At 43.9% G+C, this 18,868-nt stretch carries 37 protein-coding genes; 5 read left to right on the forward strand and 32 right to left on the reverse strand.

What is annotated here, in order from left to right; all coding sequences use genetic code 11:
* Nucleotides 1–98: 98 nt before the first annotated feature.
* The 5 genes from HZA77_12455 (at nucleotide 99) to HZA77_12475 (ending at nucleotide 3,576) form a co-directional block, all read left to right on the forward strand.
* Nucleotides 99–674, forward strand: coding sequence for a tetratricopeptide repeat protein (locus tag HZA77_12455; protein ID MBI5376243.1), 576 nt, complete (start codon nucleotides 99–101; stop codon nucleotides 672–674).
* 9 nt (nucleotides 675–683) lie between these two features.
* Complete coding sequence (locus HZA77_12460; GenBank protein MBI5376244.1) at nucleotides 684–2,039, forward strand: replication-associated recombination protein A; 1,356 nt, start codon at nucleotides 684–686, stop codon at nucleotides 2,037–2,039.
* Between the two features lie 143 nt (nucleotides 2,040–2,182).
* Entirely contained in the window at nucleotides 2,183–2,413 is a 231-nt protein-coding gene (locus tag HZA77_12465) for a DUF433 domain-containing protein (protein MBI5376245.1), read from the forward strand.
* Nucleotides 2,410–2,778 carry a DUF5615 family PIN-like protein gene (locus tag HZA77_12470; GenBank protein MBI5376246.1) on the forward strand — a complete coding sequence of 123 codons (369 nt, stop codon included), beginning with the start codon at nucleotides 2,410–2,412 and terminating at the stop codon, nucleotides 2,776–2,778. Before HZA77_12465 ends, HZA77_12470 begins: the two co-directional genes overlap by 4 nt.
* A 60-nt stretch (nucleotides 2,779–2,838) precedes the next feature.
* Nucleotides 2,839–3,576 (forward strand): YdcF family protein, encoded by a 738-nt coding sequence (locus HZA77_12475; GenBank protein MBI5376247.1) that lies wholly within the window; start codon nucleotides 2,839–2,841, stop codon nucleotides 3,574–3,576.
* Here the strand turns inward: HZA77_12475 and rplQ are convergent.
* The 32 genes from rplQ to tuf form a co-directional block, all read right to left on the reverse strand.
* Nucleotides 3,487–3,840, reverse strand: a complete 354-nt coding sequence (gene rplQ, locus HZA77_12480; GenBank protein ID MBI5376248.1) for a 50S ribosomal protein L17 — start codon at nucleotides 3,838–3,840, stop codon at nucleotides 3,487–3,489. The two genes, HZA77_12475 and rplQ, sit on opposite strands and share 90 nt — an antisense overlap.
* Before the next feature lie 15 nt (nucleotides 3,841–3,855).
* Complete coding sequence (locus HZA77_12485) at nucleotides 3,856–4,890, reverse strand: DNA-directed RNA polymerase subunit alpha (protein ID MBI5376249.1); 1,035 nt, start codon at nucleotides 4,888–4,890, stop codon at nucleotides 3,856–3,858.
* A gap of 26 nt (nucleotides 4,891–4,916) precedes the next feature.
* The gene (rpsD, locus tag HZA77_12490; protein MBI5376250.1) at nucleotides 4,917–5,543 is read right to left on the reverse strand and encodes a 30S ribosomal protein S4; all 627 of its coding nucleotides are present in this window, start codon (nucleotides 5,541–5,543) and stop codon (nucleotides 4,917–4,919) included.
* A 57-nt stretch (nucleotides 5,544–5,600) separates the two neighbouring features.
* The gene (gene rpsK, locus HZA77_12495) at nucleotides 5,601–5,990 is read right to left on the reverse strand and encodes a 30S ribosomal protein S11 (protein MBI5376251.1); all 390 of its coding nucleotides are present in this window, start codon (nucleotides 5,988–5,990) and stop codon (nucleotides 5,601–5,603) included.
* A gap of 37 nt (nucleotides 5,991–6,027) precedes the next feature.
* The gene (rpsM, locus tag HZA77_12500; GenBank protein MBI5376252.1) at nucleotides 6,028–6,405 is read right to left on the reverse strand and encodes a 30S ribosomal protein S13; all 378 of its coding nucleotides are present in this window, start codon (nucleotides 6,403–6,405) and stop codon (nucleotides 6,028–6,030) included.
* Nucleotides 6,406–6,424: 19 nt separating this feature from the next.
* Nucleotides 6,425–6,538, reverse strand: a complete 114-nt coding sequence (gene rpmJ / locus HZA77_12505) for a 50S ribosomal protein L36 (GenBank protein ID MBI5376253.1) — start codon at nucleotides 6,536–6,538, stop codon at nucleotides 6,425–6,427.
* Between the two features lie 10 nt (nucleotides 6,539–6,548).
* Nucleotides 6,549–6,776, reverse strand: coding sequence for a translation initiation factor IF-1 (gene infA, locus HZA77_12510; protein ID MBI5376254.1), 228 nt, complete (start codon nucleotides 6,774–6,776; stop codon nucleotides 6,549–6,551).
* A 31-nt stretch (nucleotides 6,777–6,807) separates the two neighbouring features.
* Entirely contained in the window at nucleotides 6,808–7,554 is a 747-nt protein-coding gene (map, locus tag HZA77_12515) for a type I methionyl aminopeptidase (protein MBI5376255.1), read from the reverse strand.
* Nucleotides 7,551–8,204: an adenylate kinase gene (locus HZA77_12520; protein ID MBI5376256.1), complete on the reverse strand. Its 654-nt coding sequence runs from the start codon at nucleotides 8,202–8,204 to the stop codon at nucleotides 7,551–7,553. Before HZA77_12520 ends, map begins: the two co-directional genes overlap by 4 nt.
* 3 nt (nucleotides 8,205–8,207) lie before the next feature.
* Entirely contained in the window at nucleotides 8,208–9,521 is a 1,314-nt protein-coding gene (gene secY / locus HZA77_12525) for a preprotein translocase subunit SecY (GenBank protein MBI5376257.1), read from the reverse strand.
* Nucleotides 9,522–9,526: 5 nt separating this feature from the next.
* On the reverse strand, nucleotides 9,527–9,973 hold the full coding sequence (rplO, locus tag HZA77_12530) for a 50S ribosomal protein L15 (GenBank protein MBI5376258.1): 447 nt from the start codon (nucleotides 9,971–9,973) through the stop codon (nucleotides 9,527–9,529).
* 31 nt (nucleotides 9,974–10,004) lie between these two features.
* A complete protein-coding gene (gene rpmD / locus HZA77_12535) occupies nucleotides 10,005–10,193 on the reverse strand; it encodes a 50S ribosomal protein L30 (protein ID MBI5376259.1) in 189 nt (62 codons plus the stop codon).
* 9 nt (nucleotides 10,194–10,202) lie between these two features.
* Nucleotides 10,203–10,703 (reverse strand): 30S ribosomal protein S5, encoded by a 501-nt coding sequence (gene rpsE / locus HZA77_12540; protein ID MBI5376260.1) that lies wholly within the window; start codon nucleotides 10,701–10,703, stop codon nucleotides 10,203–10,205.
* A gap of 15 nt (nucleotides 10,704–10,718) precedes the next feature.
* Nucleotides 10,719–11,081, reverse strand: a complete 363-nt coding sequence (locus HZA77_12545; GenBank protein MBI5376261.1) for a 50S ribosomal protein L18 — start codon at nucleotides 11,079–11,081, stop codon at nucleotides 10,719–10,721.
* Between the two features lie 33 nt (nucleotides 11,082–11,114).
* Nucleotides 11,115–11,651: a 50S ribosomal protein L6 gene (gene rplF, locus HZA77_12550; GenBank protein ID MBI5376262.1), complete on the reverse strand. Its 537-nt coding sequence runs from the start codon at nucleotides 11,649–11,651 to the stop codon at nucleotides 11,115–11,117.
* A gap of 39 nt (nucleotides 11,652–11,690) precedes the next feature.
* Nucleotides 11,691–12,089 carry a 30S ribosomal protein S8 gene (gene rpsH / locus HZA77_12555; GenBank protein ID MBI5376263.1) on the reverse strand — a complete coding sequence of 133 codons (399 nt, stop codon included), beginning with the start codon at nucleotides 12,087–12,089 and terminating at the stop codon, nucleotides 11,691–11,693.
* Between the two features lie 34 nt (nucleotides 12,090–12,123).
* The gene (locus HZA77_12560; protein ID MBI5376264.1) at nucleotides 12,124–12,309 is read right to left on the reverse strand and encodes a type Z 30S ribosomal protein S14; all 186 of its coding nucleotides are present in this window, start codon (nucleotides 12,307–12,309) and stop codon (nucleotides 12,124–12,126) included.
* A 15-nt stretch (nucleotides 12,310–12,324) separates the two neighbouring features.
* Nucleotides 12,325–12,867 (reverse strand): 50S ribosomal protein L5, encoded by a 543-nt coding sequence (gene rplE, locus HZA77_12565; protein MBI5376265.1) that lies wholly within the window; start codon nucleotides 12,865–12,867, stop codon nucleotides 12,325–12,327.
* Complete coding sequence (locus tag HZA77_12570) at nucleotides 12,868–13,200, reverse strand: 50S ribosomal protein L24 (GenBank protein ID MBI5376266.1); 333 nt, start codon at nucleotides 13,198–13,200, stop codon at nucleotides 12,868–12,870.
* Between the two features lie 13 nt (nucleotides 13,201–13,213).
* Nucleotides 13,214–13,582, reverse strand: a complete 369-nt coding sequence (gene rplN / locus HZA77_12575; protein MBI5376267.1) for a 50S ribosomal protein L14 — start codon at nucleotides 13,580–13,582, stop codon at nucleotides 13,214–13,216.
* Nucleotides 13,583–13,629: 47 nt separating this feature from the next.
* The gene (gene rpsQ, locus HZA77_12580) at nucleotides 13,630–13,881 is read right to left on the reverse strand and encodes a 30S ribosomal protein S17 (protein ID MBI5376268.1); all 252 of its coding nucleotides are present in this window, start codon (nucleotides 13,879–13,881) and stop codon (nucleotides 13,630–13,632) included.
* A gap of 28 nt (nucleotides 13,882–13,909) precedes the next feature.
* Complete coding sequence (rpmC, locus tag HZA77_12585) at nucleotides 13,910–14,119, reverse strand: 50S ribosomal protein L29 (protein MBI5376269.1); 210 nt, start codon at nucleotides 14,117–14,119, stop codon at nucleotides 13,910–13,912.
* 33 nt (nucleotides 14,120–14,152) lie between these two features.
* Nucleotides 14,153–14,560 (reverse strand): 50S ribosomal protein L16, encoded by a 408-nt coding sequence (rplP, locus tag HZA77_12590; GenBank protein ID MBI5376270.1) that lies wholly within the window; start codon nucleotides 14,558–14,560, stop codon nucleotides 14,153–14,155.
* Nucleotides 14,561–14,595: 35 nt separating this feature from the next.
* On the reverse strand, nucleotides 14,596–15,258 hold the full coding sequence (gene rpsC, locus HZA77_12595) for a 30S ribosomal protein S3 (protein MBI5376271.1): 663 nt from the start codon (nucleotides 15,256–15,258) through the stop codon (nucleotides 14,596–14,598).
* 17 nt (nucleotides 15,259–15,275) lie between these two features.
* Complete coding sequence (gene rplV / locus HZA77_12600) at nucleotides 15,276–15,623, reverse strand: 50S ribosomal protein L22 (protein ID MBI5376272.1); 348 nt, start codon at nucleotides 15,621–15,623, stop codon at nucleotides 15,276–15,278.
* A 36-nt stretch (nucleotides 15,624–15,659) separates the two neighbouring features.
* Entirely contained in the window at nucleotides 15,660–15,959 is a 300-nt protein-coding gene (gene rpsS, locus HZA77_12605; GenBank protein MBI5376273.1) for a 30S ribosomal protein S19, read from the reverse strand.
* Nucleotides 15,960–16,790: a 50S ribosomal protein L2 gene (rplB, locus tag HZA77_12610; protein MBI5376274.1), complete on the reverse strand. Its 831-nt coding sequence runs from the start codon at nucleotides 16,788–16,790 to the stop codon at nucleotides 15,960–15,962.
* 16 nt (nucleotides 16,791–16,806) lie between these two features.
* Nucleotides 16,807–17,094 (reverse strand): 50S ribosomal protein L23, encoded by a 288-nt coding sequence (locus HZA77_12615; protein ID MBI5376275.1) that lies wholly within the window; start codon nucleotides 17,092–17,094, stop codon nucleotides 16,807–16,809.
* A complete protein-coding gene (gene rplD / locus HZA77_12620; protein ID MBI5376276.1) occupies nucleotides 17,091–17,714 on the reverse strand; it encodes a 50S ribosomal protein L4 in 624 nt (207 codons plus the stop codon). Before rplD ends, HZA77_12615 begins: the two co-directional genes overlap by 4 nt.
* 18 nt (nucleotides 17,715–17,732) lie before the next feature.
* Entirely contained in the window at nucleotides 17,733–18,359 is a 627-nt protein-coding gene (gene rplC, locus HZA77_12625; protein MBI5376277.1) for a 50S ribosomal protein L3, read from the reverse strand.
* A gap of 21 nt (nucleotides 18,360–18,380) precedes the next feature.
* The gene (gene rpsJ / locus HZA77_12630; protein ID MBI5376278.1) at nucleotides 18,381–18,704 is read right to left on the reverse strand and encodes a 30S ribosomal protein S10; all 324 of its coding nucleotides are present in this window, start codon (nucleotides 18,702–18,704) and stop codon (nucleotides 18,381–18,383) included.
* A gap of 23 nt (nucleotides 18,705–18,727) precedes the next feature.
* Nucleotides 18,728–18,868, reverse strand: a 141-nt coding sequence (tuf, locus tag HZA77_12635; GenBank protein ID MBI5376279.1) for an elongation factor Tu, incomplete at its 5' end; no start/stop codon positions are given.

Genomic DNA, 18,868 nt, shown 5'->3' on the forward strand with positions numbered 1-18,868 from the left:
TCAATTCCTTATTCATAAAGATTTTTTTGTAATAGATATGGAGTTGTAACTAAACTACTTTCACAAAATAAGTTTTTCATAGAGGAAGGAGAATTGTTATGAAAAAACTTTTGGTACCATCCATGCTTTTATTGAGTCTTTCTCTGATTTTTTATGCAGGCTGCGGGGGAGATACGCCGGAAAGCCTTGCAAAAAACCACATAGAAACCGCAAACAGCGCTGTCAGGGTGAAGGACTTTAAAACCGCCATTGAAGAATACAAGACTGCCATTGAAATTGACCCGGGAAATGCTCTTGCCCATTATGATCTTGCTTATCTATTGGAAACTGAGTTCAAAAATTATGAAGAGGCAATCATCCATTACCGCATGGCGCTCGAGCACTCACCGGATCAATATAGATTCCTTTATAAATCCATAGCTAAAATTTACTATGACCAGGAAAAATATGATGACGCACTTTTAGCTTACAGGAAAGCTGTTGCGATTCTTCCAAATGATTCACTTGCACATAATGACTATGGTGCAGTACTTATAAAAAAAGGGATGATAAAAGAGGCGATTGAGGAATTTGAAAAAGCGATAAAGATTGATCCCTCTGATGAGACTCCGCAGAAAAACAGGGATAAGGCATATGTTCTCCTTAACGAGAGCCATGAAGAAAAGAAAGAATAAGTATAATAAATGGAACTATTCGAATACGACAAGCCCAAGATTGTAAAACCGGGGAAATTTGCCCCTCTTGCTGAAAGAATGCGTCCCAATAATCTGGATGAATTCGTCGGGCAGGACCACATCCTCGGTGAAGGAAAGTTTTTAAGAAAGGCGATAGAGGAAGACTCGGTAAGCTCCATAATCTTATGGGGTCCGCCGGGCTCAGGTAAAACTACCCTGGCTCAGATAATCTCGCAGAAAACCGGAGCGACTTTCATCTCCTTCAGCGCAGTCACCTCAGGCATAAAGGAAATAAAGGAAGTAATAAAGACCGCAAAAGAGAATCTGGAACGGTATGGGAAAAGGACAATAATATTTATTGATGAGATACACCGTTTCAACAAGGCACAGCAGGATGCGTTCCTCCCTTATGTTGAAGAAGGAGCGATAATATTGATAGGTGCAACAACTGAGAACCCCTCTTTTGAGGTCATATCTCCTCTTCTTTCAAGAACAAGGGTTTATACCCTCCATGCCTTAACTGAGGAGGAAATAATAAAAATCATCAAAAGAGCATTGAATGACAAAGAGCACGGAGTGGCAAAATATAACCCTGATATCTCGGATGATACTCTCTCATTTGTCGCATCCCTTTCAGGAGGCGACGGCAGAGTTGCCCTTAATGTCCTCGATGTTGCCATAACATCAGAAAAGCCTGATGCAGATGGGAAAAGAAAAATAACTAACGACACAATAACGCAGGTCATGCAGAAAAAAGCCCTGATCTATGACAAAGCAGGCGAGGAACACTACAATATAATATCTGCATTCCATAAAAGCTTAAGAGGCAGCGACCCGGACGCTTCCCTTTACTGGCTTGCAAGGATGCTTGAAGCCGGAGAAGACCCGCTTTATATCGCAAGACGCATGGTAAGGTTTGCAAGCGAAGACGTGGGGAACGCTGACCCGCAAGCTCTGCTTGTTGCAAATGCAGCCAAGGAGGCAGTTGACTTTCTCGGTATGCCGGAAGGAGATCTTGCCCTTGCACAGACTGCCATTTACCTTGCAACTGCGCCAAAGAGCAACGCTACATACATGGCATATCTTTCAGCCAAAAAAGAGGTAAGAAATACCGGCTATCTTCCTGTGCCGCTCCACTTGAGAAATCCTGTGACAGATCTTATGAAAGAAGAAGGTTACGGCGACGGCTATCTTTACCCTCACAGCTATGAGAATGCCGTAGTAAAACAGGAGTACTATCCCAAGGGGATGAAAAACAAAGAATTCTACACTCCCACAGACAGAGGCTTTGAAAAAAAGATTGCCCAGCGTCTTGAGTTCTGGAAAGACCTTCTTTCAGGAAAAAAAAGGGATAAAGAAGACTGACGTCTTTGAAACTCCCCAAAAAATATCTTGCTTATAGAGTTACAGTTCACTAACATTTTATTAAACTTGATAACAGGTGTAAAATTTTTTGTTTTTCTGACTGTAAAGTATAAATACAAAGTAGTTTTATTGGAGAAAGGATTATGAAATTTAAAAGAATCACAATAAATTCTAAGCAGATGGGGGGAATCCCCTGTATCAGAAACCTTAGGATTCCTGTCGCTACTGTGGTTGGTCTTGTGGCAAACGGGATTAAAGAAAAAGAAATTTTGAGGGATTATCCTGACCTTGAGGCAGAAGATATTCACGAAGCTTTACGATTCGCTGCTAAGGCAGTTGAAGAACGACAGATACCTATCGTATCAGGAAAATGAAATTTTTGATTGATAATGCTCTTTCTCCGCGGTTTTCAGGGGGACTTATTAAATTAGGATATGAGTCAGTGCATGTCAGGGATATTGGATTGTCATCAGCCCTTGATGAAGTTATCTTTGACTATGCAGTAAGAGAAAACCGAATACTCATTTCTGAAGATACTGACTTTGGAACTATTTTAGCAGCACGTAATTCGATTAAGCCTTCTTTTATCTTGTTCAAAATGGAAGATAAACGAACTTACAATTTATTGGATATTTTGATTAATAATCTGCCTGATATTAAAGACGCTCTCGAGCAGGGAAGTGTAGTTGTTTTTGAAGACCAGAGGATACGGATCCGTAAATTGCCATTTAGGGAATGAAGTGCATCCATTAAGAGCAGTAGTATGGCCTTTTTTTTGACCCAACAGATATAAAAACTGATGTTCAAACTTATTAAACTCGTCTTTTATGCTGCACTTCTATTTGTCGCATATCAATTCCATCCATGGATCTTAACGAGGATAGGAAATTTTCTTATCGTGGATGAAAAGCTGGAAAAGGCTGACGCCATAGTTGTCATGAGCGGAGATGATGAGAACGGCAGCCGTGTGGAGAGAGCAGTTGAGCTCTTTAAAAAAGATTATGGGAAGGTCATAATACTGAGCGGAAACAAAATAGCGTGGAATACTTATTCAAATGAAATCATGCTGAAGCAGGCGCTTTCCTTAAAAGTGCCTGAAGAGTCAATACTCCGTGTAACCAGCAATGCCCACTCTACAGTAGAGGAAGTCCCTGGAATAGTCGCTTTTCTTCAAAATAAGGGATTCAGGAAGGCCATAATCGTAACAAGCGATTACCACACAAGAAGGACGGCTTTCACCTTCATACACCTTTCAAATTCGGGAGATATAAAAATCATAATGACCGGTGCAGAAAATATGAGATTCAAGGCTGACAGATGGTGGAAAGAAAGGCTTTATGCCAAGACATTTTTCATGGAGTGCTGCAAACTGCTCTGGTACTATACGGTTCAAAACCTCGAATACAACTATCTGAAAAAACCCGCCGCCCAAAAGGGCGGCGAAGCATTACTCTACAAGCTCGATTATAGCCATTTCAGCGCCATCACCACGCCTTACCCTGGTACGGATAATACGCGTATAGCCGCCGTTTCTTGATGCATATTTGGGTGATATCTCTGTAAAGACCTTCTTTAATATTTTTTTATCCTTTACCCAATTAGCTGCAAGTCTTCTTGAATGCAATGACTCTTTCTTTGAAAGGGTTATCACCTTTTCCGCAACCCTTCTAAGCTCCTTCGCCTTGGGGACAGTCGTCTCTATCTTCCCATGAATAAAAAGTGAGGTTGTCATGTTGCGAAGCATGGCAAGCCTGTGGCTTGTTGTTTTATTGAGTTTCCTGTTTCCCGTCCGGTGATCCATTTTAACAATCTCCGCTTAAATTATTTCTTCCTCTTCGAGGTCTTCTTCAGGCTTTTTTACTGGCTCTGCAACAGGCCATTCATCTATCTTCATGCCAAGCGAAAGACCCATCTGCGTCATCAGTTGTTTGATCTCGTTAAGTGACTTTCTTCCGAAGTTCTTTGTCTTCAGCATCTCCTGCTCTGTCTTCTGCACAAGTTCCCCTATAGTCCGGATATTGGCATTTTTCAAACAGTTCTGAGACCTTACAGAGAGCTCAAGTTCATCAACACTTCTTAAAAGATTTTCTGAAAGCCTTACCTTTTCCTTGTCTTCCGAAGGACCTTCCGAGCTGGACGACTCCAGCATTTCCGTTTCATCAAAGTTTATGAATGGAGTCATGTAATCCTTCAGTATCTTTGCAGCCTGCCCAAGCGCATCATCAGGGGTTATGCTTCCGTCAGTCCATACTTCCAAAAGCAGGCGGTCGTAGTCAGTTTCCTGTCCGATTCTAGCGCTTTCGATCCTGTAATTCACCTTTCTTACAGGGCTGAATATAGAATCTATGGCAATAACACCTATCGGATTTTTTTCCTTCTCATTCTTCTCGGCAGGCACATATCCACGCCCTTTTTCAATCTCTATCTCAGCTTCGAACTTACCGTCTGAATCCAGCGTCGCCAGATGAAGATCGGGGTTCATTATTTCAATATCATTGTCATGTTCAATATCTGATGCCTTGACTTCCCCTTCTCCCTTTGCCTTGATATAAACCGTTTTTGGCCCATCTGAATGCATCTTCACCCTTAATTGCTTCAGATTAAGGATTATATCGGTTACATCCTCAACAACACCGGGAAGCGAGGTAAACTTCATGTTCACACCATCGATTCTTATGCTCGTAGGTGCAGCACCTTCTATTGAAGAAAGAAGTATTCTCCTTAACGAGTTACCAATAGTTGTTCCAAAACCTCTTTCAAGAGGCTCCGCTACAAACCTCGAATACATAGCGGTTTTTGTTTCTTCATCACACTCAACCCTTTTAGGTTTATTAAGACTTTGAATTTTCATGCAACCAACTCCCTCAAAGTAAGATTTTACTTCGAATATAATTCCACTATAAGCTGTTCCTGGATTGGTATAGTGATGTAATCCCTGCGCGGCAGACTTAACACTTTGCCTTTGGCATTTTCCCTGTCTGTCTCAAGCCACGCCGGCACTGCGCCTCTGTTTGAAAGCTTCCCAATCTGATTCACGATATCAAGTTTTTTGCTCCCCTCATCAAGATCGATTGTATCACCTGCTTTTACCAGGTAGGAAGGAATGTTTACTTTCCTGCCGTTCACACGGAAATGGCCGTGAGTTACAAACTGCCTTGCAAGCGGACGTGAAGCTGCAAAGTTCATTTTGAAAACAATATTATCAAGTCTCCGTTCAAGAAGCATCAGCAGGTTTTCTCCGGTGATTCCCTTCTGTCGCTCAGCCATTTTAAAGTAGCTTCTGAACTGGCGCTCGAGTATTCCGTATATCCTTTTTACCTTTTGTTTTTCCCTGAGCTGTATTCCGTACTCTGAAAACTTTCCGCGTGTAAACTTTCCGCTGTGTCCCGGCGGATAACCTCTTTTCTCAAAAGTGCATTTCTCAAAGCACTTGTCTCCCTTCAAAAACAGCTTTAAACCTTCTCTCCTGCAAAGCCTGCAAGCGGCTTCTCTATATCTTGCCAAAGTTACTCCTCCTCAAACTTGTCTTTCAAAAAAAACATTCAACCAATTTTAAGGGAATTACACCCTTCTGCGTTTCCTCGGGCGGCACCCGTTATGCGGTATCGGGGTAACATCCTTTATCACACTTATGGTCAATCCAGCAGACTGTAAAGCCCTTATTGCAGCCTCTCTTCCGGCACCGGGCCCTTTTACGTAAACTTCAATCTGCTTCATGCCAAATTCAATGGCTTTCTTTGCAGCACCTTCAGCTGCCAGAGTTGCAGCAAAGGGAGTACTCTTTCTTGATCCCTTAAAAGCCTGCGTACCGGTACTCGCCCAGGTTAAGACGTTCCCTTCAATATCTGTTATAGTGACAATCGTATTGTTAAAAGTAGACTGAATATGGGCAATACCATTGCGCACTATTTGCTTTTCTTTTTTCTTCTTAACTTTTTTTTCCTTAACCATTAATCACCCCGTAATATTTATCAGCAACAATTTGCTTCTATTCTGCTGACTTCTTTTTTACTATTCCGCCTTTTCTCGGTCCCTTGCGTGTCCTTGCATTGGTGTGAGTGCGTTGACCCCTTACAGGAAGGCTTCTTCTGTGCCTTAAACCCCTGTAGCATCCTATATCCATAAGGCGTTTTATGTTTATGGATATATCTTTCCTGAGGTCACCCTCAATCTTCAGGTCCCTCTCTATAACTTTTCTCAGCTCATTCACTTCAGGGTCGCTGAGATTCTTCACCTTCTTGAACCCGTCCACCCCTGTTATTTGCAGCACCTTCTGTGATGTTGCTCTCCCAATCCCAAAGATATAAGTGAGCGCTATCTCTACATTCTTTTCTTTTGGTAAATCAACTCCGCCTATCCTTGCCAATTCTCGCTCCTCCTGTTCCCTAACCTTGACGCTGCTTGTGTTTAGGGTTGATGCATAACACTCTTACCGTGCCTTTTCTCTTTATTATCTTGCACTTATCACAGATTTTTTTTACTGATGCTCTTACTTTCATTTTCCTGCTCCTACTTTCTATCCTTGTGTCGGTAAATGATCCTTCCTCTTGTGAGGTCATAGGGGGATAACTGCACAGTGACCTTATCACCCGGTAATATCTTAATAAAATTCATCCTCATCTTACCTGAAACATGTGCCAGTATCTTATGCCCATTTTCCAGTTCAGCCCTGAACATTGCATTAGGCAATGTCTCAAGGATAGTAGCTACCACTTCAATGGGCTCTTCCTTCGGCATCCGATTTAGCTCCCCCCTCCTGCAAACTCACTTAAGCCAGTGTTAAAATCTCGGCACAGTCATTTTTGATAGCTATCGTATGTTCAAAATGGGCAGAAAGTTTACCATCTTTTGTAATTGCAGTCCACCCATCATTTAATATTTCTACATCGCAGCTTCCTTCGTTTACCATAGGTTCTATGGCAAAAACCATACCGCTTTTAAGCCTTATACCTTTGCCGGGTTCCCCGAAGTTCGGTATCTGCGGCGGCTCATGGAGCTCTCTTCCTATGCCGTGGCCTACAAAATACTTTACTACCGAAAATCCATTCCGCTCAACTTCCAGCTGAATAGCATTTGATATATCTCCCAGCCGGTTCCCCTCTCTTGCTTCCCTTATGCCTGCCTCGAGGGAATTCCTTGTCACATCTATAAGCTTCCTGGCATTCTCATTTATCTTACCCACAGGGAATGTTGCTGCGGCATCACCGAAATATCCTTCATTCTCTGCGCCTATGTCAATACTTACTATATCTCCTTCGCAAAGCACCCGGCCAGCAGGAATACCGTGAACAATCTCATTGTTGACGGAAATACAAAGTGTTGCCGGATACCCTTTGTACCCTTTGAAAGCCGGTTTACATTTAAGCTCAAGAATACGCTTTTCAGCATATTCATCAAGATCTTTTGTTTTAACCCCCGGTGCAACCATCTTGCCAAGCTCTGTCAATATCTCAGCCACAATCCTGTTCACACGACGCATTGTATCAAGCTCCCGGGGAGACCTAAGCGCGATCATCTGCTATTCCCAATAGCATCGCATATCAGTCCGAAGACCTTCCCTATCTCAAGAGAGCCGTCTATTTCTTCCAGTATTCTTTTATTACCGTAATATTGAATAAGCGGGCTTGTCTGATTCTTGTAAACCTTCAGCCGCTCACGTATGGTTGCTTCCTTGTCATCATCCCTCTGGAAGAGTTTCGCCTGACACTTATCACACTTGTCTGCTGTCTTCGGGGGATTGAACATCAGGTGGAACACCTCGCCGCATGAACTGCAAGTTCTCCTGCCGCTTAATCTTTTTACAAGTTCCTCATCCAAAGCTGTTATGGAAACAACCTTCTTAAGAGGAAGATTTTTCTTTGAAAGAAGCTTATCAAGCTCTTCAGCCTGCACTATAGTCCTCGGGAATCCGTCGAGAATGAAGCCTTTTTTGCAATCATCCTCTCCTATTCTTTCAGCGATAAGCCCTATTACTATCCTGTCCGGAACAAGTTCACCCTTGTCCATGAAGGTCTTTGCCTCTACGCCAAGCGGCGTTCCCTGTTTCACTGCGCTTCTAAGCATATCACCGGTAGATATCTGCGGAATCGAAAATTTTTCCGCACACATCTTTGCCTGCGTACCTTTTCCAACCCCGGGAGGACCTAAAAAAATCAGGTTGTTCATTATCTATCCGCGCCTCCCCTTCAATCTTCCTTTTTTCAGGAACCCTTCATAGTGCCTTGTAAGCAGATGGGATTCTATCTGCGATACAGTGTCAAGGGCTACACCCACGACTATGAGCAGCGCTGTACCACCGAAATAAAAGGGGACGCGGCCATATCTTATTAGAAAATCAGGCATAACCGAGACTGCCGAAAGATAAAGAGCTCCGCCGAAAGTTATACGCATAAGGACTTTATCAATATACTCGGAGGTCTTCTTCCCGGGACGTATCCCCGGTATGAATCCGCCGTACTTTTTCATGTTCTCAGACAGATCAGTTGGATTAAAAATTATGGCCGTATAAAAATAGCAGAAGAATATGATTCCAAGAACATACATGGACTCATAAACAAGCGAGCCCGGTGAAAGCTTCTCGGTAATCCACATCGTAAATGAGTTCTTGTAAAACCCGGCAATCGTCGCCGGAAACATAAGTATTGAAGATGAAAATATTACAGGTATGACGCCTGCTGTATTTACTTTTAACGGTATATGCGTATTCTGTCCGCCGTAAACCCTGCGCCCGACAACCCGTTTTGCGTATTGGACCGGTATCCTTCTCTGTCCACGCTCCATGAATATTATTGCACCTGTTATGGCGACTACGAGTATTACTACGATTACCATGAAAATAAGGTTGATATCCCCTCTTTGAACTGCCTGAATTGAAGTAACTATTGCATCAGGCATCCTCACTACGATACCGGAGAAAATTATAAGTGATATTCCGTTCCCTATTCCCTTTTCAGTTATCTGTTCGCCAAGCCACATGATAAACGCAGTGCCGGCTGTAAGAGTGAGCATGGAAATAATCCTGAAACCCCATCCCGGATCCGGTATCAGCGGAGCATTGCCTACGGGGCTTCTCATCTGTTCAAGTCCGTAGCTTATACCAAGACCCTGTATCATGCTGAGCACGACCGTGCCGTATCGGGTGTACTGTGTGATCTTTTTTCTTCCTGCTTCTCCCTCTTTTGAGAGCTTCTCAAGTGCAGGTATGACAACCGTAAGCAGCTGCAGTATGATTGATGCGCTGATATAAGGCATTATGCCGAGTGCAAATATCGTAAGTTTCCTGAGGGCGCCGCCTGAGAACATGTCAAAAAAACCGAGCATCCCGCCCTGCATCTTTGCAAAGAACTCAGCCAGAGCCTGGCCGTCAATTCCGGGGACAGGTATATGCGCACCAATCCTGTACACCGCAAGGAGGCCAAATGTAAAAAGGAGCCTTTTTTTCAGCTCCGGAATTTTGAAAATATTTTGAAATTTCTCAATCACGTGATTTATCTTTTAAGGACCACAACTTCACCGCCTGCCTTCTTTATCTTCTCTTCAGCCTGTTTGCTGAAGTAGTGCGCGGATACTTTGACTGCTTTTGAAATATTCCCCTGTCCAAGAACTTTTATCCCATTCTCGGCTCCCTTAACCAGCCTGTTCGCTATGAGGATTTCAGGAGTGACTTCGTTTATTCCTTCCAGTGCATCTATATCGGAAAGATTGATGATTACAGGTTTTGCAGCAAAGATATTGGTGAAACCTCTTTTAGGCAGCCTTCTGTAAAGAGGCATCTGGCCTCCCTCAAAACCTAACTTGCGGCTGTAGCCGGAGCGTGCCTTTGCTCCTTTGTCGCCGCGGCATGATGTGCTGCCATGCCCTGACCCCGGGCCGCGTCCTACACGTTTTCTTTTCCCGTTATTGCCTCTTGATGTAGGCAGACTCGAAAGTGTCATTTTAAATCTTCTCCCTCTGCTCTTTCCTGGTTTATTGCCCGCTCAGTTCACTTACGGCAAGCATATGAGGAATCTTCTCTATCATCCCGCGCACCTGCACAGAATCCTCACGGACAACAGAGTGATTGATATATCTAAGCCCCAATCCCTTGATCACGGCTTTCTGTTTCTTGCTGCATCCAATAAGACTTCTTTTAAGATCTATTTTTATTTTACCCATTTTAACACCCTATGAAACTATGTCTTCTAAGGTTTTATTTCTTAACCTTGCTATGTCAGATGGGCTTCTTAAGCTTGTAAGCGCATCGAATGTGGCTTTAACTGCATTGTGAGGATTTGTTGAGCCAAGAGACTTTGTAAGAATATCAGTTATGCCAAGTATCTCAAGTACAGCCCTTACTCCACCTCCTGCTATAACGCCTGTACCTTTGTGGGCAGGTTTCAATAACACCTTGCCGCTCCTGAAATGCCCGATAACCTCGTAAGGAATTGTGCCTTCCTTAATTGGGATTTCAACAATGTTCTTCTTTGCCCTTTCAGTCCCCTTTCTGATCGCCTCAGGAACTTCGTTGGCTTTTCCCATTCCATAACCTACATGCCCGTTGCCGTCTCCGACAACAACAAGCGCGGAAAAGCTGAAACGTTTACCACCCTTAACAACCTTTGATACACGGCTGATATGGACTATTTTGTCATTCAACTTCATTTCATCTAAATTTAATTTTTTCAATGGAACCTCCGCTGGCTAAAACTCCAGGCCCTTCTCTCGGGCTGCATCTGCCAGTATTTTAACTTTCCCGTGGAAAGGATAGCCATTTCTGTCAAAAACCGCTTTCTTTATATTTTTTGCAACCGCCTTTTCTGCCAATGATTCACCAACAGCTTTCGCAGCATCCTTATTCTTATGGTTCTTAAGCTTCCCCCGCAACTCTTTGTCAATGCTGCTGCATGAAACAATTGTGTGGCCTTTGTCATCATCTATGAGCTGCGCATAGATGTAATGGAGGCTTTTATAAACACAAAGCCTTGGCTTCTCAGTTGTTCCGTGAATCTTTTTTCTGATTTTCAGATGTCTGCTTTTTCTTGTTTCGCTTCTGCTGACTTCCAATGTTCCGCTCCTTAATCAATCAATCCCGATATCTTATGCCCCGGCTTTTCCAACCTTGGTCTTTATGTACTCGCCTGAATATCTTATCCCCTTTCCCTTGTAAGGCTCAGGAGGATAGAATCCCCTTATTTCCGCGGCAGTCTGACCAACAAGCTGTTTGTCAACGCCTTTTACAGTTATTTCAGTCTGCTTGCCAACCTCTATTTTTATCCCTTCCGGGATCTTGTAATTTACAGTGTGTGAGAATCCTATATTCAGAAGAAGTTCATTCCCCTGTACCTGCGATTTATAACCGACACCGACAATCTCAAGCTTCCGTTCAAAACCCTTAGTTACACCAGTTATCATGTTATTGATTACGCTCCGGACGAGACCGTGCTTGGCGTCGGAATCACTGCTTGACGTCCCGATGCTCGCCACAACCTGCCCTGTTTCAACTTTCACGGATATCTCACTGGGAAATCTGAACTGTATGGAACCCAGAGGGCCCTTTACCTTGACTTCGTTCCCCTTAGTTTCAACCGAAACTCCCTGCGGACAGGGTACCGGCTTTTTACCTATTCTTGACATACTGCCTGCCCCCTTATTCCATAAACATAAAAGCTGTCTTTACCATACTTCACAAAGCACCTCTCCACCGATATTCTCTTTCCTGCAATCCTTATCCGTCATTATCCCCTTTGACGTGGATATTATTACTATGCCGTATCCTCCCAATGATTTTGGAATCTTTTTCGACTTTTCATAGTACCTGCCGCCAGGGGTGCTTTTCCTTTTCAATCCTGTAATTATAGATTTCCCTGTTTCATCATATTTGAGAACTATATTTATCAGGTCTCGTCCCTTCTCGTTCTTGGTTATCCTGAACTTCTGAATATACCCCTGTTCCTGGAGTATATTTGCGATTGCAAGCTTAAGCTTTGATGAGGGTATCTCTACATCATCATGCCTCGCCATGATCGCGTTGCGTATCCTTGTTAACATGTCAGCTACGACATCTGTCATCATAGTATTGGTTTTCTCCCTTAACTTATGTTACAAATTACCAGCTGGCTTTTATTACGCCTGGAAGCTGTCCTTCATGAGCAAGCTTTCTGAAACATATCCTGCACATCTCAAACTTCCTTAAATAGCCCCTTGGTCTGCCGCAAATCCTGCATCTGGTATAAGCCCTGACACTGAACTTTGGCTTTCTATTACACTTGATTATTAGCGATTTCTTTGCCATCTATCTCCCGCAATGTTAATTCCTGAAAGGAACTCCCATGAACTTTAAAAGAGTCTTCCCTTCTTCATCATTTTTTGCCGTTGTCACTATCGTTATATTCATTCCACGGAGCTTGTCTATCTTGTCATAAACTATCTCAGGGAATATTATCTGTTCTTTCACTCCAAGTGTATAATTCCCGCTGCCGTCAAACGCCTTCCCTGAGATCCCCTTGAAATCCCTGATCCTTGGCAATGCAGCGTTTACAAGCCTGTCGAAGAATTCATACATCCTGGATCCGCGAAGCGTTACTTTAAGTCCTACAACAAGACCCTCGCGCAGTTTGAAATTGGCTATCGATTTCTTTGACCTTCGAAGTGCCGGCTTTTGTCCGCTTATTGCCGTAAGGTCAGCGTTAGCGGATTCAAGCACCTTGGAATTCTGTATAACCTCAGCACCGATACCCATGTTAAGGACTATTTTTTCTATCCGCGGGACCTGCATGACATTCTTGTACCCGAACTCTTTTAGGAGTTGTGGAACTACTTCTTTTTGATAAATTTCTTTTATACGAGCCATTTACTTTCCCTCAATGCTCTCACCGCATTTTTTGCAATATCTTATTTTATTACCGTCTGCGAGTATTTTTTTTCCAAGCCTTACCGGCTTTGCACATCTGCTGCAGTACACCATTACATTCGACCAGCTGATTGTACCTTCTTTTTCGATTATACCTCCCTGACTCTGCTTCTGCGTTGGCTTCTGGTGATGCTTTACCATATTTGCATGCTCAACGATGACGCGTTTAGTACGGGGTAATATCTTCAACAACTTGCCGGTCTTTCCGCGTTCTTTGCCGGTAATTACCATTACCATGTCATTTTTTTTAAGAAGCCTATTTTCATTTTCCATAAAACTGATACTCCTATAATACCTCTGGCGCCAGAGATATGATCTTCATGAAATTCTTGCGCCTTAACTCTCTTGCAACAGGTCCGAATATTCGTGTTCCGACCGGCTCCTTCTGGGCATTTATTAGAACAGCCGCATTGTCGTCAAACCTGATATAAGTCCCGTCAGTCCTTCCAAGTTCTTTTCTTGTTCTTACAACCACAGCAAAGACAACATCACCTTTTTTAACAGTTCCATTCGGGGACGCTTCCTTCACCGATGCCCTTATTATGTCGCCTATAGCAGCATACCTGTGTTTTGATCCGCCCATTACCCTGATACACTGGATACTTTTTGCGCCGGAATTGTCAGCCACGTTCAAGTTACTTCTGGTCTGAATCATCTAATTAATCTCCTGATGCAGCAATACACATAAAAAATGTATGAAAACTATCTTTCCGCCCTCGTAATTATCTCTTTTACTATGCTCCGTTTATCCTTGCTAATCGGCCTGGTCTCTATAATCCGGACCTTGTCGCCGAGCTTGCATTCATTCTTCTCATCATGGACCTTAAACTTTACACGGCGTCTGTATATCTTGTTATACTTTGGATGCCGCACAAGCCTTTCGACTGCTACTACAACCGTCTTGTCCATCCGGTTGCTTACTACCGTACCAACCAATTCTTTATTAACTTTCATCTGCCGTTATTCCCGGTTAAATGCCCTATCAGACGTTAGCCGTCTTACTGCTATGCGCCCTCTGATTCAGTATCGTAATGATTCTGGCGCGTTCCCTTCTTACCTGCTTTATCTTGGCAGGAGATTCAGCCTGACCGGAAGAATGCCTGAATTTCAGGTTGAAAAGCTCTTCCGACAGATCTGTTTCCTTTTTTTTCAGCTCTTCGTCTGTAAGTTCTCTTAATTCTTTTGCCTTCATTCAAAAACCTCAAAGGATTTCGTTTTACTGTTTTTACGCACGGGAAACAATCTTTGTCCTGATCCCAAGCTTATGCGAAGCAAGCATCAACGCTTTGGTAGCAACATCTTCCGTAACTCCGCTCATTTCAAAAAGCATTCTCCCTGCCTTTACCGGAGCAACCCAGAACTCTGGGGCTCCTTTTCCTTTTCCCATCCTGGTTTCAGCCGGTTTCTTAGAAACCGGTTTATCCGGGAAAATCCTTATCCAGACTTTCCCGCCTCTTTTAATCGTTCTGGTTATTGCAATACGGCTTGCCTCAATCTGGCGCGCTGTAATTTTTCCGCATTCAAGCGTCTTTAGACCGTATTCACCGAAATCAAGTTTGGACCCTCTTGTAGCCTTCCCTCTCAGTCTTCCCTTCTGCTGCTTTCTATATTTTGTTTTCGATGGCATTAACATTGCCGGTCTACCTCTCTTTTTTTAAACCTGCTTATTTACCTTGCTTCCGTTTCTTTCTCTGGTGCGGCCTTCTCCGGGATAACATTGCCTTTGTAAATCCATACCTTGACCCCTATCAACCCGTACGGTGCTCTTGCTTCTGCAAATCCGTAATCTATATCAGCCTTCAGGGTGTGCAGCGGAACGCGGCCTTCCCTGAACCATTCTGTCCTTGCGATTTCCGCGCCGCCAAGCCTTCCCGCACAGCAGATCTTAATCCCTTGTGCGCCGTAACGGAGCGCGGATGTAATACTCCTCTTCATTGCACGTCTGTATGAGACCCTCTTTAATATCTGCATGGCTATGTTTTCCGCCACGAGCTGAGAGTCCACTTCAGCTTTCTTTATTTCATGTATATTTACGGTAACTATCTTTCCCGTAAGCTTTTTCAGATCATCTTTGAGTTTGTCGACTTCCTGCCCCTTCCTTCCTATAACTATACCGGGCCTGGCAGAATAGATATCAACCTTAAGATTATCAGATGCTCTTTCTATCTCTATTTTTGCCACACCTGCTCTCTCAAGCTTGACCTTAAGAAGCTTCCTTATGGCAAGATCCTGATGAACCTGGTCAGCATAATTTTTAGTAGCAAACCACTTGGAGTCCCAAGTTTTTGTAATTCCGAGCCTAAATCCTAACGGATGAACCTTTTGTCCCACGTCGTAACCTCCGGATCCTACTTGGTCCCTAAAATTATTGTTATATGACTGCTTCTCTTGCGGATGATATCTGCCCTTCCGAAAGCCCTGGGGCTCATCCTTTTCATACTAGGTCCCTCATCCACAAACACCCTGTCTATTACCAGTGTGTCAGGATCGAGCTCAACCTTCTTTGCTTCAGAAACATTCATTACATTCGAAATCGCTGATTTCAAAAGCTTCCTCACGGCAACAGAAGGGTAGCGCGGCGAGAATTCAAGTATTGAAAGAGCTTCATTGGCAGTCTTGCCGCGGATCATGTCAACGACAAGCCTTACTTTTCTCGGGCCGATTCTTAGAAACCGTGCCTTTGCCACTCCTGTTATTTTTTCTGCCTCTGGTTTTTTCTCTATTTCAGCCATTTATTTCTTTCCCGTTACACTTGTAGTTTTTTCAGATTTTTTCCCGGAATGCCCGCGGAATGTCCTCGTCGGGGCGAATTCTCCGAGTTTGTGTCCTACCATATTCTCTGTGACATAAACGGGTATAAACTTCTTTCCGTTGTGTACGGCTAATGTATAGCCTATGAATTCAGGGATGATGGTGCTTCTCCTTGACCAGGTTTTAATAATCTTCTGGTCTCCCCTTGAACGGCTCATCCCCTCGATCTTTTTCTTTAGGGATTCATCAACAAATGGACCTTTCGATACTGAGCGTGCCATCTATCTTTTATTCCTCCCTTTGACTATATATTTATTGCTTGATTTCTTACGGACAGTTTTATATCCCTTAGTCGGTTTGCCCCATGGCGTGCAAGGATGTCTGCCTCCTGATGTTCTTCCTTCTCCTCCGCCGTGCGGATGATCAACAGGGTTCATCGCGACACCCCTTACCTTCGGCCTTTTTCCGAGCCAGCGTTTTCTTCCGGCTTTACCGAGAGAAACATTCTCTATCTCTACATTTCCTATCTGGCCTATGGTGGCAAGACAGTCTTTGCTTATCATCCTTATCTCACCTGAGGGCAGTTTGACCTGTGCATACTCACCATCTTTTGCGAGCAACTGTGCTCCCATTCCGGCGCCGCGTACAAGCTGTCCGCCCTTGCCAGGCTTCATTTCTATATTATGTATCGTTGTACCAAGCGGGATCTTCTTTATTGGAAGAGCATTCCCTTCCTTTATATCAGCATCCGGACCAGATATAAGCGTATCACCGACCTTAACCCCTGCAGGATAAAGTATGTAGCGCTTGTCACCGTCAGCATAATGAAGCAGAGCGAGAAGCGCCGTCCTGTTCGGATCATATTCCACGGAAGCGACGCGTGCTGGAACTGCGAACTTGTCCCTTCTGAAATCTATGATCCTGTAACGTCTCTTGTGGCCCCCTCCGATATGGCGCGAGGTAATTCTTCCGTTATTATTGCGGCCTCCCGTCTTATGCAAAGAGTCAAGGAGCGACTTCTCAGGCTCAGACTTTGTTACCTCTGAGCGGATTACCTTTGTCTGGAAGCGCCTTCCAGGAGACGTAGGTTTATATTTTAGTAATTCCGGCATTTATATTCTCCAATCCTTATACACCTTCAAAAATTTCTATCTTCTCCCCTTCCTTCAGGGTTACGATTGCTTTTTTCCAGTCAGAACGTTTGCCGGTAAATTTTCCATATCTCTTGACCTTACCAACCCTGTTCTGAACGCAGACCTTAAGAACCTTTACATTGAATATCTGTTCTATGGCATCCTTTATCTCAAGCCTGTTTGCATCAGGATGAACCACAAAGGAAACCTTATTCTCTTTATCTTTTTGCCTGTTGGATTTCTCCGTTATCACAGGAGACTTTATAATGTCATATTTTTTCAGTTCCACTTCAGTGCCTCCCTGAAGAGGGCTATATCTTTTTCCATGATGATGACCTTTTCATGGTTGAGCATGTCGTACACATTCGGGTGGCGCACATTCATAACCTTCACACCCGGTATATTCCCTGCCGATTTTTCTATTATCTCATTCTTATCGCCAATGAGTATGAGGGCTGATTTATTGACACCTAATTTTTTGAGAACCTCCACCATAGTCTTTGTCTTTATACCTGTGAGACCAAAGTCATCGATCACTATAATATTACCTTCCCCGGCCTTAAGGTTCGCAGCATCAATAAGGGCACGTTTCTTGAGCTTCTTTGGAAGCGTATAGGAGTAATCTCTGGGAAGCGGCCCATGTGTAGTTCCGCCGCCGACCCTTACTGGCGATTTGCGTGAACCTGCTCTTGCACGCCCTGTTCCCTTCTGCTTGAAAAGTTTCCTTGTGCTGTAATCAACTTCTGCGCGGGGTTTGGCATATGCATTCCCCTCCCTCTCGCTTGCAAGCTTGTTCACAACCGTCTGATGAAGGAGCTTCAGGGATATATCTTTAACCTCAAATCCTTCGAGGAGGTTCACCTCTTTAATCTTTTCATTTTTACTGTTTACTACCGGTATCATTCCTGTCTCTTCACTTAACTATAAGGTTTTTACAGCTTCTTTTATTACCACGAGAGATCCCTTTGTTCCAGGTACTGCTCCCTCTATGAATATCAGATTCTTGTCAGTCATTATCTTCTTTATCTGGAGGTTCTGAACGGTTACGCGTTCACCACCCATCCGGCCTGCACCTTTGCGGCCCTTCACGGTATGCTGGGGCTTTCTGCATCCTACAGAACCCACCGCCCTGTGAAATCTCGAACCATGAGTCGCAGGTCCTCCCGAGAAATGATGTCTTTTTATTACACCCTGAAATCCCTTCCCCTTAGAGGTCCCGACTACATCAACATAATCCCCTTCCTTGAAAATCTCCCCGGTTATCTTCTGTCCAAGGCTGTATGCCGAAGGGTCATCAATCCTTACTTCACGAACTGTCATCACCGGTTCCACCTTGCTCTTGGCAAAGTGTCCTGCAAGTGCTTTTCCCGGTTTCTTTCTCTTCCCGCCGAAGGCATACTGAATGCTTGTATAACCGTCTTTTTCAGCGGTTTTTATCTGTGTAACAGAACAGGGCCCTGCTTCTACAGCTGTCACGGCAATTGCCTGCCCGTCCGTATCAAAGATCTGTGTCATCCCTAATTTTTTTCCGAGGATCGTTTTCATCAATCTTGCTCCGTATATTTACTGCTACTTTCCTGCTTTTGGCAGCTTTATTTCTACATCGACTCCTGCCGAGAGAGTAAGCTTCATCAGCTCATCAACAGTCTGCGCTGTAGGCTCTAGTATGTCCAGAAGCCTCTTGTACGTTCTTATCTCAAACTGTTCTCTCGACTTCTTGTCCACATGAGGAGATCTAAGCACCGTGTACCTCGTTATATGAGTCGGAAGAGGTATCGGACCGGCAACCTTAGCGCCTGTTCTAACAGCGGTGTTTACTATCTCATCTGCAGACTTATCAAGAAGTCTGTAGTCATAAGCCTTAAGCCTGATTCTTATTTTTTGCTCTACCATGTCTCACTTTGTTTCGTTCAACGTTATTTAATTACTTCGCTTACGACGCCTGCGCCGACTGTCCTGCCGCCTTCACGTATTGCAAACCTTAATTCCTTCTCCATCGCTATCGGGGTTATCAGCGTCACTTCTACGCTCACATTGTCCCCCGGCATTACCATCTC

The organism is Candidatus Schekmanbacteria bacterium, from assembly GCA_016219965.1.
GTDB lineage: Bacteria > Schekmanbacteria > GWA2-38-11 > GWA2-38-11 > J061 > JACRJM01.

What these genes read in the sequence shown, in the direction of transcription:
- HZA77_12460 (MBI5376244.1), top strand. Translation starts at nt 684, where the DNA reads ATGGAACTATTCGAATACGACAAGCCCAAGATTGTAAAACCGGGGAAA.
- rpmC (MBI5376269.1), bottom strand. Translation starts at nt 14,119, where the DNA reads ATGAAGGCAAAAGAATTAAGAGAACTTACAGACGAAGAGCTGAAAAAA.
- HZA77_12520 (MBI5376256.1), bottom strand. Translation starts at nt 8,204, where the DNA reads ATGAACAACCTGATTTTTTTAGGTCCTCCCGGGGTTGGAAAAGGTACG.
- rpsS (MBI5376273.1), bottom strand. Translation starts at nt 15,959, where the DNA reads ATGGCACGCTCAGTATCGAAAGGTCCATTTGTTGATGAATCCCTAAAG.
- rplQ (MBI5376248.1), bottom strand. Translation starts at nt 3,840, where the DNA reads ATGGATCACCGGACGGGAAACAGGAAACTCAATAAAACAACAAGCCAC.
- rplO (MBI5376258.1), bottom strand. Translation starts at nt 9,973, where the DNA reads ATGACACTTTCGAGTCTGCCTACATCAAGAGGCAATAACGGGAAAAGA.
- rplN (MBI5376267.1), bottom strand. Translation starts at nt 13,582, where the DNA reads ATGATTCAGACCAGAAGTAACTTGAACGTGGCTGACAATTCCGGCGCA.
- rpsQ (MBI5376268.1), bottom strand. Translation starts at nt 13,881, where the DNA reads ATGAAAGTTAATAAAGAATTGGTTGGTACGGTAGTAAGCAACCGGATG.
- infA (MBI5376254.1), bottom strand. Translation starts at nt 6,776, where the DNA reads ATGCCGAAGGAAGAGCCCATTGAAGTGGTAGCTACTATCCTTGAGACA.
- HZA77_12560 (MBI5376264.1), bottom strand. Translation starts at nt 12,309, where the DNA reads ATGGCAAAGAAATCGCTAATAATCAAGTGTAATAGAAAGCCAAAGTTC.
- rplD (MBI5376276.1), bottom strand. Translation starts at nt 17,714, where the DNA reads ATGATACCGGTAGTAAACAGTAAAAATGAAAAGATTAAAGAGGTGAAC.
- rpsK (MBI5376251.1), bottom strand. Translation starts at nt 5,990, where the DNA reads ATGGTTAAGGAAAAAAAAGTTAAGAAGAAAAAAGAAAAGCAAATAGTG.
- map (MBI5376255.1), bottom strand. Translation starts at nt 7,554, where the DNA reads ATGATCGCGCTTAGGTCTCCCCGGGAGCTTGATACAATGCGTCGTGTG.
- rpsH (MBI5376263.1), bottom strand. Translation starts at nt 12,089, where the DNA reads ATGATGACAGATGTCGTAGCTGACATGTTAACAAGGATACGCAACGCG.
- rplE (MBI5376265.1), bottom strand. Translation starts at nt 12,867, where the DNA reads ATGGCTCGTATAAAAGAAATTTATCAAAAAGAAGTAGTTCCACAACTC.
- HZA77_12465 (MBI5376245.1), top strand. Translation starts at nt 2,183, where the DNA reads ATGAAATTTAAAAGAATCACAATAAATTCTAAGCAGATGGGGGGAATC.
- rpmJ (MBI5376253.1), bottom strand. Translation starts at nt 6,538, where the DNA reads ATGAAAGTAAGAGCATCAGTAAAAAAAATCTGTGATAAGTGCAAGATA.
- HZA77_12475 (MBI5376247.1), top strand. Translation starts at nt 2,839, where the DNA reads ATGTTCAAACTTATTAAACTCGTCTTTTATGCTGCACTTCTATTTGTC.
- rplP (MBI5376270.1), bottom strand. Translation starts at nt 14,560, where the DNA reads ATGTTAATGCCATCGAAAACAAAATATAGAAAGCAGCAGAAGGGAAGA.
- HZA77_12570 (MBI5376266.1), bottom strand. Translation starts at nt 13,200, where the DNA reads ATGGAAAATGAAAATAGGCTTCTTAAAAAAAATGACATGGTAATGGTA.
- rplB (MBI5376274.1), bottom strand. Translation starts at nt 16,790, where the DNA reads ATGCCGGAATTACTAAAATATAAACCTACGTCTCCTGGAAGGCGCTTC.
- rplF (MBI5376262.1), bottom strand. Translation starts at nt 11,651, where the DNA reads ATGTCAAGAATAGGTAAAAAGCCGGTACCCTGTCCGCAGGGAGTTTCG.
- HZA77_12470 (MBI5376246.1), top strand. Translation starts at nt 2,410, where the DNA reads ATGAAATTTTTGATTGATAATGCTCTTTCTCCGCGGTTTTCAGGGGGA.
- HZA77_12455 (MBI5376243.1), top strand. Translation starts at nt 99, where the DNA reads ATGAAAAAACTTTTGGTACCATCCATGCTTTTATTGAGTCTTTCTCTG.
- rpmD (MBI5376259.1), bottom strand. Translation starts at nt 10,193, where the DNA reads ATGGGTAAAATAAAAATAGATCTTAAAAGAAGTCTTATTGGATGCAGC.
- HZA77_12485 (MBI5376249.1), bottom strand. Translation starts at nt 4,890, where the DNA reads ATGAAAATTCAAAGTCTTAATAAACCTAAAAGGGTTGAGTGTGATGAA.
- rpsJ (MBI5376278.1), bottom strand. Translation starts at nt 18,704, where the DNA reads ATGGTAGAGCAAAAAATAAGAATCAGGCTTAAGGCTTATGACTACAGA.